Annotated in this window: 15 protein-coding genes and 4 tRNA genes; 8 read left to right on the plus strand and 11 right to left on the minus strand. The window is 74.8% G+C overall.

The window, feature by feature from the left end; genetic code table 11:
- The first annotated feature begins 117 nt into the window (after window positions 1–117).
- From CG736_RS29380 to CG736_RS29390, 3 genes are all read left to right on the plus strand, one after another.
- Window positions 118–208 (plus strand) — tRNA-Ser (locus tag CG736_RS29380).
- Between the two features lie 208 nt (window positions 209–416).
- Window positions 417–489 (plus strand) — tRNA-Arg (locus tag CG736_RS29385).
- Between the two features lie 37 nt (window positions 490–526).
- Window positions 527–602 (plus strand) — tRNA-Arg (locus tag CG736_RS29390).
- 37 nt (window positions 603–639) lie between these two features.
- Here CG736_RS29390 and CG736_RS29395 read toward each other — a convergent pair.
- Window positions 640–1848, minus strand: coding sequence for a globin domain-containing protein (locus CG736_RS29395; protein ID WP_100589174.1), 1209 nt, complete (start codon window positions 1846–1848; stop codon window positions 640–642).
- 11 nt (window positions 1849–1859) lie between these two features.
- Window positions 1860–2336, minus strand: a complete 477-nt coding sequence (locus CG736_RS29400) for a globin domain-containing protein (protein ID WP_157815788.1) — start codon at window positions 2334–2336, stop codon at window positions 1860–1862.
- Between the two features lie 238 nt (window positions 2337–2574).
- Here CG736_RS29400 and CG736_RS29405 point away from each other — a divergent pair, with 238 nt between their 5' ends.
- The 3 genes from CG736_RS29405 (at window position 2575) to CG736_RS29415 (ending at window position 8066) form a co-directional block, all read left to right on the plus strand.
- On the plus strand, window positions 2575–5583 hold the full coding sequence (locus CG736_RS29405) for an Ig-like domain-containing protein (RefSeq protein WP_100589176.1): 3009 nt from the start codon (window positions 2575–2577) through the stop codon (window positions 5581–5583).
- A gap of 192 nt (window positions 5584–5775) precedes the next feature.
- Window positions 5776–7116 (plus strand): SPFH domain-containing protein, encoded by a 1341-nt coding sequence (locus CG736_RS29410; RefSeq protein WP_100589177.1) that lies wholly within the window; start codon window positions 5776–5778, stop codon window positions 7114–7116.
- Window positions 7113–8066: a C40 family peptidase gene (locus CG736_RS29415; RefSeq protein ID WP_100589178.1), complete on the plus strand. Its 954-nt coding sequence runs from the start codon at window positions 7113–7115 to the stop codon at window positions 8064–8066. Before CG736_RS29410 ends, CG736_RS29415 begins: the two co-directional genes overlap by 4 nt.
- Before the next feature lie 73 nt (window positions 8067–8139).
- Here the strand turns inward: CG736_RS29415 and CG736_RS29420 are convergent, their stop codons facing one another.
- Complete coding sequence (locus CG736_RS29420; protein WP_100589242.1) at window positions 8140–9096, minus strand: aldo/keto reductase; 957 nt, start codon at window positions 9094–9096, stop codon at window positions 8140–8142.
- A gap of 150 nt (window positions 9097–9246) precedes the next feature.
- Here CG736_RS29420 and CG736_RS29425 point away from each other — a divergent pair, with 150 nt between their 5' ends.
- Both CG736_RS29425 and CG736_RS29430 read left to right on the plus strand, forming a co-directional pair.
- Window positions 9247–9450, plus strand: coding sequence for a hypothetical protein (locus CG736_RS29425; protein ID WP_043915228.1), 204 nt, complete (start codon window positions 9247–9249; stop codon window positions 9448–9450).
- Between the two features lie 103 nt (window positions 9451–9553).
- Complete coding sequence (locus CG736_RS29430) at window positions 9554–10402, plus strand: tyrosine-protein phosphatase (RefSeq protein WP_100589179.1); 849 nt, start codon at window positions 9554–9556, stop codon at window positions 10400–10402.
- Window positions 10403–10421: 19 nt separating this feature from the next.
- Here the strand turns inward: CG736_RS29430 and CG736_RS29435 are convergent, their stop codons facing one another.
- From CG736_RS29435 to tadA, 8 genes are all read right to left on the minus strand, one after another.
- Window positions 10422–11243, minus strand: coding sequence for an RNA polymerase sigma factor SigF (locus CG736_RS29435; RefSeq protein WP_369880711.1), 822 nt, complete (start codon window positions 11241–11243; stop codon window positions 10422–10424).
- 174 nt (window positions 11244–11417) lie between these two features.
- A complete protein-coding gene (locus CG736_RS29440; RefSeq protein WP_369880686.1) occupies window positions 11418–12275 on the minus strand; it encodes an RNA polymerase sigma factor SigF in 858 nt (285 codons plus the stop codon).
- 206 nt (window positions 12276–12481) lie between these two features.
- The gene (locus tag CG736_RS29445) at window positions 12482–12775 is read right to left on the minus strand and encodes a Dabb family protein (RefSeq protein WP_043915225.1); all 294 of its coding nucleotides are present in this window, start codon (window positions 12773–12775) and stop codon (window positions 12482–12484) included.
- Between the two features lie 76 nt (window positions 12776–12851).
- Window positions 12852–13016, minus strand: a complete 165-nt coding sequence (locus CG736_RS37225; RefSeq protein ID WP_189273132.1) for a hypothetical protein — start codon at window positions 13014–13016, stop codon at window positions 12852–12854.
- 379 nt (window positions 13017–13395) lie between these two features.
- Entirely contained in the window at window positions 13396–17109 is a 3714-nt protein-coding gene (locus tag CG736_RS38725; protein ID WP_100589181.1) for a HEAT repeat domain-containing protein, read from the minus strand.
- Window positions 17106–17528 (minus strand): hypothetical protein, encoded by a 423-nt coding sequence (locus CG736_RS29455; protein ID WP_152645234.1) that lies wholly within the window; start codon window positions 17526–17528, stop codon window positions 17106–17108. Before CG736_RS29455 ends, CG736_RS38725 begins: the two co-directional genes overlap by 4 nt.
- Window positions 17529–17637: 109 nt before the next feature.
- Window positions 17638–17724 (minus strand) — tRNA-Ser (locus tag CG736_RS29460).
- Between the two features lie 53 nt (window positions 17725–17777).
- Window positions 17778–18317, minus strand: coding sequence for a tRNA adenosine(34) deaminase TadA (gene tadA, locus CG736_RS29465; RefSeq protein ID WP_100589182.1), 540 nt, complete (start codon window positions 18315–18317; stop codon window positions 17778–17780).
- Window position 18318: the final 1 nt, after the last annotated feature.

Genomic DNA, 18318 nt, shown 5'->3' on the forward strand with positions numbered 1-18318 from the left:
TTTGCGCCGTGGACGACCCGGCCAGTATCGTTGTGGTGGTTGGTGCCGGAGCCTTCGGCTGTGGCATCATCGCAGTCGCACGGAGTGCGCCGGAGTCCCGGTCGCAGTCCGGGTGTTGGAGGCGTCGCCTAGTCCGGTCTATGGCGCCGCACTGCTAATGCGGTTTGGGCTTTACCGTCCATCGAGGGTTCAAATCCCTCCGCCTCCGCTTCACCGGGAGCCCCGTCGGTCACAGACCGACGGGGCTCCTGCGTTGTCCGGAGGGGGCCGGATCGTTCGCCGGACAGTCGTCGAACGGCTGTCGGACGGCCGCCGTGGCGGCCTTGACGGGGCCGACGGCAATGAATTTCGCCCCAGGTCGCCGGTCATGTAATGTTGTCCCCGCACCGCCCAGGAGGCCAAGGCCGACGGGGCGAGCGCTCATAGCTCAACGGATAGAGCACTTGACTACGGATCAAGAGGTTGCAGGTTCGAATCCTGCTGAGCGCACTCATCTCCGCTCGCGGTTCCGCAAGGGGCCGTCCGAGCGCTCATAGCTCAACGGATAGAGCACTTGACTACGGATCAAGAGGTTGCAGGTTCGAATCCTGCTGAGCGCACCAGCCGAAGGCCCCGGGTTTCCACCCGGGGCCTTCGTCGTCATGTCGGCGGGCCGAGTTCGGTCCGGTTGATCCAGGGCACGTCGCGTTCCTCCAGGAACCATTCCGCGGGCGTGAGCGGGCGGCTGCGGTTGAACGTGGCGGTGACCGGGTCGTGCCGGACGAGTTCGGGATCGGCGTGCTGGTCGAGGAGTTGGGCGGTGAGCGCGGGGGCGAGGTCGGGCGGGCCGGACAGGTGGATGTCGTGGCCGGCGCAGTCGCCGTAGTCGCGCAGGCCGTCGCGGAGCAGTCGGATCGCGGCGCCGCGGGACGCGCCGGGCGCGGGCGCCGAGAGCACGGCGTGCAGCCAGGCGTGTTCCTTCACCAGGTCGTGCAGGGCGGCCAGGTCGTACTGGTCGTGGTCGTCGCGGGCGGCGACGAACACGGTGGCGGACCGCCCGCCGTCCCGGACGAGCTGTTCCAGCAGGGCCTTGATCTGGGCCCAGCCGGTGCCGGCGGCGACCATCAGCAGCGGCCGTTCGGAGCCCTCGGCGAGCACGGCCTCGCCGAGCGGCGGGCCGAGCCGGAGGGTCTCACCGGGCCGGACGTCGTTGACCAGTGCGGTGGACAGCAGCCCGTCGGGGACCCGGCGGACGTGCAGTTCCAGGGTGTTGTCGGGTCGTGGTGCGCAGGCCGGGGAGTAGGGCCGCCAGACCTGCGGGTGTCGCTCGGAGCTGACGGTCAGGTACTGGCCGGCGGTGAACGGGTACGGGCGGTCGGGCCGCAGCGTGAGCACGGCCAGGTCGGGGGCGGCCCGGCGGACGTCCGTCACCTCGGCGTCCCACCAGCGCGGGGTGTCGGCGGGGACGGCCGCGGCCGCGTCGATCATGGCCCGGGCGATGACGCCGTACGCCTCCGCCCAGGCCTGCTCGACCTCGGGCGTCCAGGCATTGCCGGAGAAGTGCTTCAGCGCGGCGATCAGGCTGGCGCCGACGGCGGGGTAGTGCTCGGGCGCGGCCTGGAACTTGCGGTGGTCGCGCCCGAGCGCCGCCAGGTAGCCGGTGAGCTTCTCCGGGTCCTCCAGCCGCAGCACCAGTTGGGTGAGGGCGGCGAACAGGCGGTCCCGCTGCTCGGCGAGCCGGGCCGGGAACAGTGCTTCGACGCCCGGGTTGTTGGTGAACAGGTGGGCGTAGAAGTACTTGGTCAGGTGGTCGGCACGGCGTTCGACGACGGCGAAGCTGGCACGGACGACCGCGGGGTCGAAGGGCACCGGGGAGGTCCTCAGCCCGTGGCGGCTTCGGTCAGTGCCCCGCCCATGACCTCGGCGACGACGCCGTACAGGGCGGTCCAGGAGGCCTCGGCCGCCGGCGTCCAGGCGTCCCCGGCGACGTGCGCGAGGGCGGCCAGCAGGCTGGCGCCGACGGCGGGGAAGTGCGCGGGCAGGGCGCCGTAGCCGGCGTGCCGGCGGCCCAGGCCCTGCAGCACGGCGACCACGGTGTCGGTGTCGTCCAGCTTGTCGACCAGGGTGGTCAGCGCAGCCCAGAGGCGGTCCTGCTGCTCGTCGAGGTGCTCGGCGAAGAGCTTGCGAACATCAGGGTTGTGCTCGAACAAATGGGCGTAGAAGTATGTGGTGATCTCGCTGCCGCGGGGCTCGACGGCGGCGAAGCTGCTTTTGATGAGCGCGGAATCAATGGTCACGGCGGCCGACTCTACTGATAAACACACCAATTCCAACAGGGTGACCTGATGATCAGTCAAGTACTGGACAGTAGCGTCCGATTGATGCCTGCTTGGGCGAGTTGAAGCCCGGCCCGACGGGTATCCAGATGCTGCCGAACGAGTGACCGTCAATCGGGTGGTGTCGGGCGAATTCGCCAGGTGTCGCGGTATGACCGAAACCAGATCGTGATTCCCTTTTGTCTGATCGTCATGGCCATTCGGGTGCATGGCATTGGGCCGCGAATTCGGCGGACGCAGACACCGAGAGGAGAGCCGGATGTGCCGACAGTTCCTCCACCGGGCCCCGGCCCCCGACGCCCGCCCGGCCGACCGTGACCGGCCCGGACCCCGGATCGGCCGGACCACCACCGCCCTGATCGCCACCGGGCTGCTCACCGGCCTCGGCACCCCGCCGGTGGCCGCCCAGCAGACGCCGGGCAGCTGGTCGGCCGGTCGGCGCGCCCAACTGCCCTCCGGGCTCGCCGTCCAGTTCGACTGGACGGCCGCCCCCGGCACGAGCGTCGAGGCCGCGCCCGGCCGGCTCGCCGAACGGACCGGCAGCGCCTACAGCGACGGCATCCGCCCCGGTGACCCCGCCGAGACCTTCCGCGCCGCCGAGGACCAGCCCCGGGCGGACGGCTCCTGGCGCGCCCTCGGCACCCTGCGGCTCTCCTTCTCCAGCCCCGTGCGCAACCCCCGCCTGCACCTCAGCGGCCTGACGGGCCTGTCCACCGGCAAGGGCGGCACCACCGGCAGCAGCACCCGGCTGACGGTCGCCGGCGGCAGCCCCACCGCCCCCGCCCTGGTCGGCCGGGCCGGCTGGGCGGGCTGGACGGTCGGCCCCGGCGAACTCGCCCCCGCCGGGGCCGGCGCCCGCGACGGCGACGCCGACGGCGCCGGCACCCTCGAACTGGCCGGCACCGTCAGCACCGTCGACCTGCGCGTCGAACAGCGCTCCACCGCGCGGGACGGCTCCACCACACCGCCCGCGGCGCTCGGCCGGACGTGGACGGTCACCGTCGACGAGGGCCTCGGCAGCGCCCCGGAGAGCTACGGCAACGCCTCCCACCTGCTCTCCGACCTGTTCCTCGGGCAGGACGCCACCCCGGCCGCCACCCGCTCCCGGCCCGGTCTGGCCCAGACCGTCGAGAAGCCGGTGCTGCCCGTCCCGCCCGCCGCCGCCACCGGCCCGCTCGCCCCCGGCGCGGAGAGCGCCGCCGCGGCGGACCGGCGCAGCCCCTGGGCCAACCCGGCGCCGCCCCGGCTCCGGCCCGGCCGGGCCGACTACCGGGGCGCCGACCCGACCCTCACCCTCCCCACCGAGACCGCCGCCGGGCGCACCTACCGGGCCGAGGTGCCGGTCAGCCCCGGCGCCGGGTCCGCGGTGCTGGCCGGCTGGATCGACTTCGACCACAACGGGCGGTTCGACCCGGCGGAGCGGGTGCAGACCGACGTCCCCGCCGGGGCGAGCAGCGCCCAGTTGGAGTGGAAGGTCCCGGCCGGCGCCGCCGGCGGCGACACCTGGGTCCGGCTCCGGCTGGCCCGCGACGCCTCCCAACTCGCCGCCCCCGACGGCTTCGCCGACTCCGGGCAGGTCGTCGACCAGCGGATCGCGTTGACGGTCGGCCCCGCCGCCCCCGGGCCGGAGATCGCGCTGCCGATCCCCGGCGCCGTCACCGGCGAGACCCGCCCCGAGTTCCGCGGCGACGGCGCCGTCGCCGGATCGGGCATCGCCGTCCAGGAGGAAGGCACCGCCCTGTGCCTCGCGCAGGTCGGCGCCGACGGCAGCTGGAACTGCCGCCCCGACAACGCGCTCGGCGAGAGCACCCACACCCTCGTCCTGGCGGAGACCACCCGCGACGCCGTGCTGCGCGGCGAGCCGTTCCGACTGACCGTCAAGACCACGGCGCCGACCGCCCCCGTGCTCACCCTGCCCGCCTACAGCAACGACCCGGGGCTGCTGGTCACCGGGCTCGGCGAACCCGGTTCCACCGTCACCGTCTCCGCGGACGGCGGGCCGGAGGAGTTCGACCTGTGCTCCACCGGCGTCGCCGCCGACGGCAGTTGGTCCTGCCTGCCGGTGGAGAACCTGGCCGACGGCGTCCGCCGGCTCACCCCGCACGCCCGCGACGGGGCCGGCAACACCTCCGACGGCAAGCCCGTCGAGCTCACGGTCGACACCGTGGCGCCCGACAAGCCGCAGCTGCTCTCGCCGACCGCCGGTGAGCTCCTGCACTCCGCCCGGCCCGTGATCACCGGCCGCGCCGAGCCCGGCTCCACCGTCACCGTCACGGCCGGCCGGAGCGGGCAGGACCGGGTCACCGTGTGCAGCGCCGTGGCGGCCGCCGACGGCAGCTGGTCCTGCACCGCCACCCACGACCTGGCGGGCGGCGAGGTCACACTGATCGCCACCGCCACCGACCCGGCGGGCAACGGCACCGCGGGCGGTCCCGTCGCAGTCCGGGTGCCCGGCTCGTCGGCCGGCGGCAGCAGCACCGCAGGGGCGTCCACCGCGTCGCCGAGCGCACCGAAGCCGTCGACGGCGGCGCCCGCGGCGTCGGGCGCCCCCTCGGGCACGGCCTCGCCGACCGCGCCGCCTTCCCGCAGCCCGGTCGCGACGAGCCCGTCCGCCTCGGCCTCGGTCTCCCCGGCGAGCACGCCCCCGGCGGTGCCGGCGCCGCCGGAGCTGCTGCCGGTCGTGGTGCCGGTGGAGGCGACGCCGGCGCCGACGGCGGGCACCGGCCCGGTCGCGTCCGGCTCCGCCCCGGCCTCCGCGCCGGCTTCCGGGCCGGCTTCCGGCGCGCCGTCGGCGCAGGAGCCCGGACCGGCGGTGGAGCCGGTGCCGCCCTTCCTGAAGCCGACGCTGACGGGCGATCAGTCGCCGTTCGCGGCCCGCCCCGCCGAGCCGGACGCCCCGGACGCGGCAGGCGCGCCGTCCGGCAGCCCGTCGCCGACGGCCGCGCCGTCCACCGGTGCGTCGAGCCCGAGCCCGGTGCCGTCGGTCCCGGCCTCGCCCACGCCCACGGCCACGCCCTCGGCCGCACGGGTCGGTGCCCTGTCGGGTCCGGTGGTCGCGTCGGCCGAGCCGACCGGCTCGTCGGCGGACGAGGCCGCGCGGGGGCGGACGTCGGCGCCGCCGCCGGGCGGCGTGGCGGCGGCCGAGCGTCGGGCGGCGGCCACCGGGTGGCGCGGCCTGGCCTGCGGGGCACTGCTGATCGCGGCGGGTTTCGGGCTGCTGGCGCGGCGGGTGTTCGGCCGCCGTCGGAGGAGTGCCCGCCGTCGTTGACGGCCGGTTCGGTACCGCCCGCCCCGCAGTGTGCGGCGGGCGGTGCCTCGGGCGACGTGTTTTCCGACATAGCGACACACCGGATGGCATTCGTCGCATTTGATGATCAATCAGCCTAGCCTGGGTCCCCGGCACTGCCCGTCAGATCCGGGCCGCCCGTTGCGCGACACTCTGAACCCTTAGGACACGTGCATGGACGTCACCCGCGACTCGTCGCCGCGACCCCGTTCCTGGCCCTCCGCCGCCGAACCCCCCGCCGACCCCGTCGGTGCGACCCAACTGTCCAAGGCAGTCGCCCAGGCGGTGAACAACCCGCTGATCAGGCCCGTCGCACCGGCCGAGGAGCCGCTCGACCGGAGCGCGCCGACCCAGCAGCTCCCGACCGTCGAAGCGGCGGCCCTGCCGGCGGTCGGCGCGGACGAGCCGTCCGCGTTCCCGCCCGGCCCCCGGACGACGTCGGAACCCGCCGACCGGGGCGGGCCGCGACCGTTCGGCGCGGGCCGGTCCGACCGGGCCGGGTCCACCGCCCACCCGACGGTCGCGGACGCCGCCACCCACCGGCGCCCGCCGCGCGCCGACCAGTCGCTGCGCGAGCGCCCGGCGTTCGCCCTGCCGGGCTGGCTGCCGCTGCTGGCGCTGCTGCTCGGCACCGCCGGCGTGCTGCTGGTGCTGGCCCGCGCCGGGGTGCTCCCGCACCTGTCGGGCCTGCCGGACGTGCGCACCGCCGCCGTGAAGGCCGACGGGCTCCAGGTCGACGACCGGACCGTCGGCGCGGTCAGCGCGATCGGCCTGGCGATGCTGCTGGCGATCGGCGGACTGCTGTCCAACCCGGGCGGCGAGACCCGGGTGCTGACCCGCTGGGGCCGCTACCGGGGCACCGTGCGCCGCACCGGCCTGCTGTGGGTGAACCCGCTGGTGCGCCGCCGCCGGGTGGACGTCCGGCTGCGCCACTGGCGCAGCGAGCCGGTGCAGGTCACCGACCGGACCGGCACCCCGCTGCTGGTGCGGGTGCTGATCGTGTGGCGGGTCAAGGACACCGCGCGGGTCACCCTGGGCATCGCCGACCACGAAACGTATCTGCGCGAGCAGGTGCAGGCCGTTCTGACCCGAACGTCCTCCGTCCTGCCGTGCGACTCCAACTCCGCCCCCGGGCCCGCGCTGCGCGACGGCCAGTGGTTCGCCGACGAGCTGACCCGGGCGCTGGCCGCGGAGACCGCCCCGGCGGGCATCGAGGTGTACTCGGTGCAGCCGCTGACCCTGGACTACGCGCCGGAGGTCGCCGAGTCGATGCGCCGGCGCCGGCTGGCCGATCTGGACGCCGGGCTGCGGACCGTCCTGGTGGACGACGCCGTGGAGGCCGCGGCACTGGCGGTGCGCCGCCTGGAGCGCGCCACCGCCCACGAGTTGGACGACAGCGCGCGCAGCGCCCTGATGGAGCAGCTGCTGGTCGCGTTCGTCGCCCCGGCCGGGGTGACCGCCTCGGTGCCTGCCCCGGCCGCCCGGTCGGGCCGCAAGGAAGGGAAGCCCGCGTGACGAACCCGCTCGCCTCGATATCCACCGACCCCGCCGATCTGCCCGATTGGTCGGGCGCCCCACTGCTGGGCTTCGCCGAATCCGCCGGGCCGTCGGCCTGCCGGTGCGCGGAGTGCACCCGCCCCGCCCCGGCCGCCGCCCCGGGCGCCGTCGAGCGGGCGGGCCGAATACACCGCGCCGTGCGCTCGACCTGTCTGGCCACCACCGTGCTGGCCGGCGCGGGAGCCGTCGGCCTGGGCCTGGGCGCGACCACCGCGCACGCCATGCCCGCCCCGTCCGGCCCCGGCTGGGACGGTCACGTCTACTGGTTCAAGAACGCGTCCGGCGAGTGGCGCTACACCCAGTGGCACAACGTCTACCTGGAGCGCACCGGCGGCTCCAAGGGCCAGTCGCAGCCGCAGGGCTCCGGCTCCTCGCAGTCCTCGTCCGGCGGGATCCGGCAGGGCTGGGACGGCAAGGTCTACTGGTTCAGGAACGCCGCCGGCGAGTGGCGCTACACCAGCCACTACGACGTGTACGTCTCCCGCGCCGGCGGGGGCGGCTCCGGCTCCACCGCCCAGCCCCCGAAGCCGGCCGCGCCCGCGGCGAGCGGCGTCGAGGCCGCGTTGTCGTACGCGCTGGCGCAGGTCGGCAAGCCCTACGTGTGGGGCGGCAACGGGCCGAACGGCTTCGACTGCTCGGGCCTGGTCCAGCAGGCGTTCCGCCGGGCCGGGGTGTCCACCCCGCGGGTCGCCGACGACCAGTACCGGGCCAGCACCCCGATCACCTCGAAGCAGCTCCAGCGCGGCGACCTGATCTTCTGGTCCAGCAACGGCCGGGTCTCCGGCATCCACCACGTCGCGATCTACCTCGGGGACGGGACGTACGTCGAAGCCCCCCGTCCCGGCAAGAACGTCCGCGTCTCCCACCTGAACAGCGGCTACTACCCCGACTTCTTCGGCCGCCCCTGACCGGGCCCGCCACACCACGGCGGCGCCCCTCCCGCAGCCGCGGGAGGGGCGCCGCCGGCGCGTTGACGGACGATCAGGCCGACGCGCCGTCCAGCAGCTTCAGCTCGGCCTCGGTCAGCCGCAGCGAGGCGGCGGCCAGCAGCGCGGGCAGCTGCTCGACGGTGCGGGCGCTGGCCAGCGGCGCGGCGACCGTGGGCTGCGCGGCCAGCCAGGCCAGCGCCACGGAGGAGACCTCGGCGCCGTGCGCGGCCGCGACCTCGTCCAGCGCGGCCAGCACCCGCGGGCCGCGCGCCGTCTCCAGGTGCCGGGACGCGCCCTGCGCCCGGACGCTGTCCACCTGCGCGCCGGGCCGGTACTTGCCGGTCAGGAAGCCCGAGGCGAGCGCGTAGTACGGGACGGCGGACAGGCCGTGCGCGGCGACCACCCCGGCCAGGTCGCCCTCGTAGGTGTCGCGGGAGACCAGGTTGTAGTGCGGCTGCACCGCCACGTACCGGGCCAGGCCCTCGCGGGCGGCGAACTCCAGTGAGGCGGCGAGCCGCTCCGGGCCGATGTTGGACGCCGCGAGCTCCCGCACCTTGCCCTCGCGGACCAGCTCGTCCAGCGTCGTGACGATCTCCTCGACCGGCGTGTCCAGGTCGTCCCGGTGGGTGTAGAACAGGTCGATCCGCTCGACGCCCAGCCGGCGCAGCGAGCCCTCGACGGCGCGCCGAACGGTGTCGCGCCTCAGGTTGTCCAGACCCGGCGCCATGCCGGCCTTGGTGGCGACCACGATCTGCTCGCGATTGCCGCGGCTGCGCAGCCAGTTGCCGATCACCGTCTCGGACTCGCCGCCGGAGTTGCCCGGCGCCCACGAGGAGTAGACGTCGGCGGTGTCGACGAAGTTGCCGCCCGCCGCCGCGTACGCGTCGAGCACCGCGAAGGACTGTTCCTCGTCGGCCGTCCAGCCGAACACGTTTCCGCCGAGGGAGAGTTGGGACACGGCGAGGTCGGAGGTACCGAGCGTCACCCGGGAGGTGTCAGTGGAAGTCATGCCCGAGGACAACCCGTTCGGGTCCTGCTTCATTCCGGTGCGACCGGTTGTTCATCGGGCTGTCGTCCGAGGTGAGGGCTCCGTGCAGAGTGCGCCCGCAGTGGGGTCCGGGGTGTCGGCGGGCCGTCGGGGTTGGCTAGAGTCCCGTCCATGGCTGACAACGACTACGACCCCGCCGGCTCCACCCAGATGTTCCGGGCGTTCGTCGACGAGGCCCCGGCCGCGCAGGCCCCGGGCACCGTCACCACCTACGGCAGCAGCAGCTCCTCGTCGAGCCGCACCCCGCTGATCGTCATCGGGGCCGTCGTGGCCCTGGCGGTCGTGGTCGGCGTGATCTGGCTGGCCGTCAAGTAATTCGCGGAACCCGCCCGCCCGGGGCCGGCCGGACGCCCCGGACGGTCCCGCGGGTCGGCGCGCCTACACTGGCGGCAACCGCCGCAGCCCGCCAGGAGGCCCCGTGTCCGCGCCGTCCACCGAGACCGCCCGCAGCCTCGGCCTGGCGGCCGCCGTCAACGCCCGCGACCTGGGCGGCTACCGCACCGCCGGCGGCCGCACCGTCCGCCCCGGCCTGCTGCTGCGCACCGAGGCGCTGAGCCGCCTCGGCGACCGCGACCGCGAACTGCTCGGCGCGCTCGGCCTGCGCCACGTCGTCGACCTGCGCAGCCTGGACGAGGTCCGCCAACTCGGGGCCGACCTGGTCCCCGGCCTGCCGACGGCGGTCCTGCCGATGGACGCCGCCGCGACCCTCAGCGTGCCCTCCCCGGACGGCCTCGGCCCGGCCCTGCACCACCTGCCGGTGTTCTCCGCCGACTTCGACCTCTACGTGGACCTGCGGCGGGCCCTGGGCAGCGGCGAACCGGACGCGATGCACGCCGTGCTCGGCGACGGGCGCGGCACCGCGATGATGACCTCGATGTACCGCTGGTTCGTCACCGACCCGCTGGCCCGCTCCCGCTTCGCCACCGTCCTGCGACTGATCGCCGAGGCGGACGGCAGCCCCGTGCTGTTCCACTGCACCGCCGGCAAGGACCGCACCGGCTGGACGGCCGCCCTGCTGCTCACCGCCCTCGGCGTGGACCGGGAGGCGGTCCTCGCCGACTACCTCCTCACCAACGAGCGCGCCGCGACGCGGATCGCCCGGGTGGACCCGCTGATGCGCCCGCTGGCCCGTGCCGAAACGTTTTACCTCAACGCCGCCTTCGACGAACTCGCCTCCGGCTGGCCCACCTTCGAGGACTTCTGGCACGACGGCCTCGGCCTGACGGACGATCACCTTCTGGCGCTTCGGGCGACCTGCACCGCCTAGGGGCTCGCGGGGCCCCTGATCACTCGCTGGTGAGGCCTTCCCGGAGGTGCGCGAGGGTCTTGGTGAGCAGCCGCGAGACGTGCATCTGCGAGATGCCGATCTCCTCGCCGATCTGGGACTGCGTCAGGTTGCCGAAGAACCGCAGCATGATGATGCGGCGCTCGCGCGGCGGGAGCTTGGCCAGCAGCGGCTTCAGCGACTCGCGGTACTCGACGCCTTCGAGGGCGAGGTCCTCGTAGCCGAGGCGGTCGGCGAGCGGGCCGTCGCCGCCGTCGTCCTCGCCGGGGCTGGAGTCGAGGGAGCTGGCGGTGTACGCGTTGCCGACGGCGAGGCCCTCGACCACGTCGTCCTCGGAGACGCCGAGGTAGGCGGCGAGTTCGGGGACGGTGGGGGAGCGGTCGAGCCGCTGGGAGAGCTCGTCGCCGGCCTTGGTGAGGGCCAGGCGGAGCTCCTGGAGGCGGCGCGGGACGCGCACCGACCAGCTGGTGTCGCGGAAGAAGCGCTTGATCTCGCCGACCACGGTGGGCATGGCGAAGGTCGGGAACTCGACGCCGCGCTCCGGGTCGAACCGGTCGATGGCCTTGATCAGGCCGATGGTGCCGACCTGGACGATGTCCTCCATCGGCTCGTTGCGGCTGCGGAAGCGCGCGGACGCGTACCTGACCAGCGGCAGGTTGAGCTCGATCAGTGTGTCGCGGACGTAGCCGTGCTCGGCGCTGTCGGGCTCCAGGACGGCGAGCCTGCGAAACAGCGAGCGGGACAGCGTACGGGTGTCGAGCGCCCGGTCGGGGGCCTCGGCGGGACCGGCCTGGGCCGGGATCGGTACGACGACGGACTCGATGACCGCACTGCCCTGTTCTGTGAACACGCGCCCACCCCCTTGTGACTGCCTGCCGAACGGGTGCCGCTCCGTGCGGCGGCCCCCCACTGACGTGTCCTCCTGCTCAATACCGGATCATCGGGCCCGGCAAACCCGATCGCGGCCAGTCGTCCCCGAGGAGTGGCGTCGGGCGGTTCACTCCTCCCAGGAGTTGCCGGTGCGCAGCCGGGTGAGGATCCGCGAGAGCAGTCGGGAGACGTGCATCTGGGACATGCCGAGTTCGGTGGAGATCTGCGACTGGGTGAGGTTGGCGAAGAACCGCAGCATGATGATCCGCCGTTCCCGTTCGGGGAGTTGGACCAGCAGGTGGCGGACCATGTCGCGGTGTTCGACGTCGGTGAGGGCGGAGTCCTCGTAGCCGAGCCGGTCCAGCAGGGCGAGCCCGCCCTCGTGCTCCTGGGCGGCCTCCAGCGAGGCGGCGTTGTAGGCGCGGCCGGCGTCCAGGCAGGCCCGGACGTCCTCCTCGGGGATGCGCAGGTTGGCGGCGATCTCGGGGACCTTGGGGGCCCGGCCGTGCGTGATCGTCAGCTCCTCCATCGCGCCGCTGACCTGGACCCACAGCTCCTGGAGCCGGCGCGGCACGTGCATGGTGCGGACGTTGTCGCGGAAGTAGCGCTTGATCTCGCCGAGGATGGTGGGCAGCGCGTAGGTGGGGAACTGCACGCCGCGGGTCGGGTCGAACCGGTCGATGGCGTTGATCAGGCCGATGGTGCCGACCTGGACGATGTCCTCCATGGGTTCGCTGCGGCTGCGGAAGCGGGTGGCGGCGTAGCGGACCAGGGGGATGTTGATCTCGATCAGCGCGGCCCGGACCCGGGTGCGTTCGGGGGCGTCGGACGACAGTTCGGCGAGCCGTTCGAACAGCACCCGGGTGAGCGTCCGGACGTCGATCGCGCCGCGCCCGCCGGTGCGGCGGGCGGCCAGCTCGACCGGGTCCGGCAGCTCTTCGGCCCGGTCCTCCGGCGCACTGCTGCCCTGCGTCCGCACCGACACGTCACCCCTCCCTTGTGGACCACCTCGCCAAAATTTCCGTCAAAACCGGTCATAGCATCACAAGTCGCTCTGCGGCCGGGCAAGCACCCGACGGAGGCGTGTTGACGCCCTGTCCAGCATTCGGCGGAGCGCGCCGCGACCCCCGGCCTGTTCGACAGACGGGGGGTCGCGGTGGTCGTACGGGTACGGCGGGGGGTGACGGGCGGTCAGACCTCCAGGTCGGCGATCACCCAGGTGGCGAAGGAACGCCACTGCCCGGCGGCGGCCTGATGGGCCGGGTGGCCCAGATAGGCGGCCAGCGCGTCGCGGTCCTCGACCAGGCTGTTGATCGCGAAGTCGTGGGCGATGTCCCGCTCGGTGATGTTCCAGCCGCACTCCCACTCGCGCAGCTCCGGGATCAGCGCGCCCAGCTCCTCGAAGGCCTTCGCGCCCGCCAGGGCCCGCGGGTCGTCCTTGCCGACGCCGTCATTGAGCTTGAACAGGACCAGGTGCCGGATCACGATGCCGCTCCTCGCGGATCAGGAGGGCACGCCCCGGCCGGGGAGCGCCCCCGAAGGACGAACCACGCAAACGGTACTAGCGGACCAGTCCGGTCATGAACGACCCGACGGCCTTGGCCGCGTCCGAGATCCCGACGAAGCCGGACTGCACCAGCTCGGCGGCGCGCACCGGCGAGGTGATGATCGTGTAGATGACGAAGATGACCACGATCCACATGGCCACCTTCTTCGCCTGAGCCATCGAACGCGCCTGCCTCCCTGAGTCGGGCCGCCGTCCTCTCCCCGCACGGCCCTGCCACCCGCAGCTTATCCACCGGACGGCGCAAGGGGTGAGGACCGTGTTCACCCGCCAGGACGAAGGTCCTGCGCGGGCAGGGCTTTCTCCGGGTGTGCCCGTCCCGATGGCACGGCAGGATGGTTGATGTACCGAGGATCTGGCAGGAATCCCCGGTACGGCGATCCGGAGGTCCCCGCTGTGGGACCGGGCACCGCGGCTTCCCCCCGACGCGGACCCGGTTGTGGGACCTCCGCTCCGGGGCGGCAGCTCGTCCCCCCGGAGCTGCCGCCCCCCTCGCGGACCGTGAGGTTCGTCCCGGCTCCGCACGTCCGAGGCACGGTGGTCAACCGCCCGGAAGTGCGGAGCCGTCCGTCGTCCACGGCGCCCCCGGCGAACGCAGCGCCTCGCCCAGCCGGGCCGCCTCCACCGCCACCCCCGGCAGCCGCTCCGCCCGCGCCCGGGCCGCCAGCAGCTCCACCGTCCGCGCCCCCGGGAAGGCGAACGCCAGCGCCCGCAGCGCCGCGATCCGCGCCTCCTCGTCGCCGTCCGCCACCGCCCGCAGCCGCAGGAACTCCGCCACCTCCGGGTCGGCCGCCAGCGCCCGCAGCGCCACCCGGCGCGGCAGCGGATCCGGGTCCGCCACCGCCCGCTCCTGCAGCAGCCCGGCCGGCCGGGTCGCCCGGTCGCGGGACAGCGCGTGCAGCGCGATCGCCCGGATCCCCGCCGAGGTGTCCGCCACCGCCCGCTCCCGCAGCAGCGCCCGCACCGCCGGATCGCCCGGCCGGTGCGCCAGCAGCGCCCGCAGCACCGACAGCCGCACCGCCGCGTCCCGCAGGTGCGCGGCCCGCGCCAGCAGCAGCACCCCGGCCCGCTCCTCGCCGTCGTAGCAGCGCACCACCGCCGCCAGCGCCAGGTCCCTGGTCCGCGGATCGGGGTCGGCCACCGCCCGCTCCAGGAACAGCGCCCGGGCCTGCCCGCTCGGCGAGCGGCGGTCCGCCAGCGCGGTCAGCACCGCGCCCCGCACCAGCGGGTCCGGCGAGTGCACCGCCTCGTGCCGGACGAACGCGTCCAGCTCCGGGGCGTCCGCGAAGTGCGCCGCCAGCTCGCCGGTCGCCTGCGCCCGCCCGTGCCCGTCCGCCGCCCGGGCCCGCTCGAACAGGAACTCCGCCACCTCCGGGTCGCCCGCCCAGCCCTGCCCGAGCAGCGTCAACGCGAACGCCCGCACCTCCGGCTGCCCGTTCCCGGCGACGAAACCGCGCAGCTGCTCGGCCACCTGCCGGTCGCCCGCCCAACGGTGCGCCAGCACCGCGAGGGTCCGCCGGCGCACCATCGGATCCGGGTCCTCGGCGACCCGCCGCCGCAGGAACTCCGCCACCTCCGGGTCGCCCGCCCAACCGCGGGCCAGCCCGGCCAGCGCCGCCATCCGCACCCGCGGATCCTTGTCCGTCCCCGCCAGCAGCCGCAGGAACGACGCGTTGCGCGGATCCTCCGCCGGCCGCAGGCAGATCGCCTGCAGCGCCAGCCCGCGCACCCCCGGATCCCGGTCGGTGCGCACCCGCTCGCGCAGGAACTCGGCCGGCGCGCCGCCGCCCACCCGCTCGTTCACGGTCAGCGCGAACACCGCCAGCCCGCGCAGCTCCGGCTGCGGATCGGCGGCCGCGATCTCCCGCAGCAACTCCTGCGCCGGGCCGTCGCACGCCCAGCCCTTGCCCAGCGCCAGCATCTCGTTCAACCGGTTCTCGCCCCGCGCGCCCGCCACCCGGGCCCGCAGGAACCCCCCGCTCGCCTCCTCGCCCGCCCAGCCGTCGGCGAGCGCCGCCACCGCCGCCTCCTGGGTCAGCGGGTCCGGGTCCTCCTCGATCCGGCGGCGCACGAACGCCCCCACCCGCTGATCGCCCGCCCAGCCCTCCGCGAGCGCCGCGAACGCCGCCGCCCGCTGCGCCGGCGACCAGCCGTGCTCCGCCCAGGCCCGCAGCACCGCCGGGCCGCGCGGATCGTTCAGCAGCAGCGCGCACGCCAGCCGGGCCGTCACCGCCCCCACCGCCAGCAGCGGCGACTCCCGCTGCGCGTGGTGCCCGTACACCAGGTACCAGCGCAGGAACCGCTCCCGCCCCACCCAGTGCGGCCCCAGCCCGGTCAGCACCGGCCGCAGCCCGTCCAGCGCCTCCACGATGTCGCCGGGGAGCACCGTCGAACCCTCCGCCGCGTACGCCTCGAACAGCGCCACCAGGGCGTCCACCACGGCCTCGCTCTGCGCCGTCACCAGCCCGAGCTTGCGCACCTCGCCCAGGCAGCGCACCGCCAGCACCAGCCACTCCGGCACCGGGTCGCCCGCCCCCGGCAGGGCCGGCGCCGCCGCCAGCAGCCGCGACACCGCCTCGCCGACGAACCGCTCGTCCAGCTCGCCCGCCAGCAGCAGCAGCACCTCCCGCCACGCCGGGTCCCGCCAGCGGGCCGCGAACACGCCCTCCAGCAGCTGGTCCTCGGTCAGCGAGCGCTCCCGGTTGAACCGGTACGCGATGTCGGACGCCGCCAGGTACTCCAGGAACGCCCGGTGCACGAAGCCGTACACCTCGCCGCCGAACCGGCTCAGGATGAAGTTCCGCTCCCGGAACTGCTGCAGCATCGCCCGCGCCACCGGCGCCGCCCGGTCGGCCGGCAGCTCGTAGCGCTCCCGCAGGTAGCCCTCGAAGGACGCCAGCAGCACCCGCCCCGGAATGTGGTTCCCGGCGATCCCGTCGCCGCCCTCCTGCATCCGCCGCGCCACCAGCCGCAGCAGCTCCAGGCGGTCGTCGGACGCGAGGTACGGCATCCCGCCGTCCACCCGCCGGTCCTGCAGGTACTTGCTCGGGTCCCAGTGCTCGACCAGCACCGCCACCGCGTGCTCGTACACGGTGCGGCGGTCCCGGGGCAGCTCCCGGCGGCGGCCGATGATCGCCAGGATGGTCAGGATCAGCGGATTGCCGGCCAGCTCCCGCACCGGCGCCGAGGACGCCACCGCGGCCGTCACCCGCCGGTGCAGCCGCTGCGCCTCCACCGGGTCGCCCGGGCAGGCGGTGGCGTACCAGCGGGCCGCGAAGGTGTCGATCTGCCGGTCGTCCAGGTCCTGCAGCATGTAGTGCCCGAACCCGGCGGCGTCCAGCGGCTCCCGCCGGTAGCCGATCACCCGGGACGTCACCAGCACCCGCACCTGCGGGTAGCGGGCCGCGAACGCGGCGATCCGGCGGCTCGCGGTCTCCCGGACCTGCGGGTCGAACAGCTCGTCCAGGCCGTCGAACACCACCAGGGTGGCCGCCGGATGCTCGGTCAGCTGACGCTCCAGCAGGCCCGCCGCCAGGCCCAGGCCCTCGGTGCCGTGCAGATGGGCCAGGAAGTCCTCGAAGGTCCGCTCCCGCCACTCCGGGTCCGCGTACCGGCGCAGCTCCACGATCAGCGGAAGCCGGCCCGCCAGCGCCGCCACCTGGTCCGGGACGGCCGCGCCCGGGTGCACCAGGGGCTCGGTCAGCGCCAGGCCGAGGAACCGGGCCAGCGTGGACTTCCCCGACCCCGGGTCGCCCAGCAGCACCGCCCGGTGGCCGTCCGGCCCGGCCAGCAGCGGCAGCACCGGCACCGCCGGGCGGCGCCGGTAGGCCTCCCGGACCCGCCGCACCGTCTCCCGCTCCACGCCCGGCGGCAGCCGGTCCGGGTCCAGCTCGCCGGTCTCGGTGAGCCGTTTCAGCAGCTCCCGGGGCAGTTCCACCGGCGGCGGGTCGGCCCGCACCAGCTGCGGCACGAACACCTCGCGCAGGTGCACCGCCGGGTGCTCGTCCTGCTCCGACAGCGGGGTCAGCACCTCCAGGTCCAGCCGGTGGTAGCGCTCGCGCAGCCGCACCGCGTGCCGGCGGCGCGCCTCGTCCAGGTCGCCCGGGGGCGGCGGCGCGGCGCCCACCGTGATCTGCACGCTCTGCGCGTGCTGGATCATCGTCAGGTCGCCGCCCGCGGTGGCATGCTCCGCGGACTGGCCGCCGCCGGCCGCGGCGCCCTCCGCGCCGAACAGCCGGCGCCAGAATCCGCTCACGGCTGCTGCTCGCCGAACCGGACCGAACCCTCCACCCCGTCCACCAGGTTCACGTCCCCGCCCGCGCGGGTCCCGCGCGCCGACTGGCCGTCACCCGCCGCGTCGGTGACGGGTGCCGCCGAGGCCTCCGGGACGGGTCCGGGCGCGGCGCCGCCGCCGATCACCACGTCGCCCTTCACGTTCCGCACCAGCCGCACCGAGCCGCCGGCCGCCGCGCCGTCCGCGGACTGGCCGCCGCCGCGGCCGCGCACGCCGCCGGTGACGGACAGCACCAGGCCCGCCAGCCCGACGAACAGGCCCAGCACACCCGCCCACTGATTCGCCCGGTCCAGCCCCTCCCCCCAGAGGAAGACCGCCAGCCCCACCACCGAGATCCCGGCCCCGACCCACACCAACCAGCGCCACCGCGAACTCCCCATGCGGGCATCATCCCCTCAACTGCGGCCCCGCCAACCGGAAATGGGCCGCCACTGCGGGACGCCGGGAACACAGAAGAGCCCCGACCGTCAGGTCGGGGCTCTTCGCAGGCGGTAGCGGTGGGATTCGAACCCACGGTGGAGTTGCCCCCACACACGCTTTCGAGGCGTGCTCCTTTGGCCGCTCGGACACGCTACCGAGGGGAACTCTACCGGATGGGTGCGGGCGGACGAAATCCGTATCGGCGCGGTTCAGCGGTGGGTGTCGAAGAACGCCCGCAGCTGGGCGGTGCACTCGTCGGCGAGCACGCCCGGGATCACCTCGGGGCGGTGGTTGAGCCGGTTGTCGCGCAGCACGTCGAACAGCGAGCCGGCCGCGCCGGCCTTCGGGTCGAGGGCGCCGTAGACCACCCGGTCCAGCCGGGACAGCACGATCGCGCCCGCGCACATGGTGCACGGCTCCAGGGTCACCACCAGGGTGCAGCCGCTGAGGCGCCACTCGCCGACGGCGTTCGCCGCCTGACGGATCGCCACCACCTCGGCGTGCCCGGTCGGGTCGCCGACCGCCTCGCGGACGTTGTGGCCGCGGCCCAGCACCGACCCGTCCGGGCCGAGCACGAACGCCCCGACCGGCACGTCGCCGGTCGCGGTGGCCAGCGCCGCCTCGTCGATGGCGCGGCGCATCGGCTCCCGCCACCGGTCGCGGACCGGATCGGGGCGTTCGGGGGCGGGCAGCGGCGCGATCCGCGGCCGTTCGCCGAGGGTGCTGGAGAGGGAGGGGACGGACTGCATG

This window comes from Kitasatospora sp. CB02891, from assembly GCF_002803145.1.
Taxonomy (GTDB): Bacteria; Actinomycetota; Actinomycetes; order Streptomycetales; family Streptomycetaceae; genus Kitasatospora; species Kitasatospora griseola.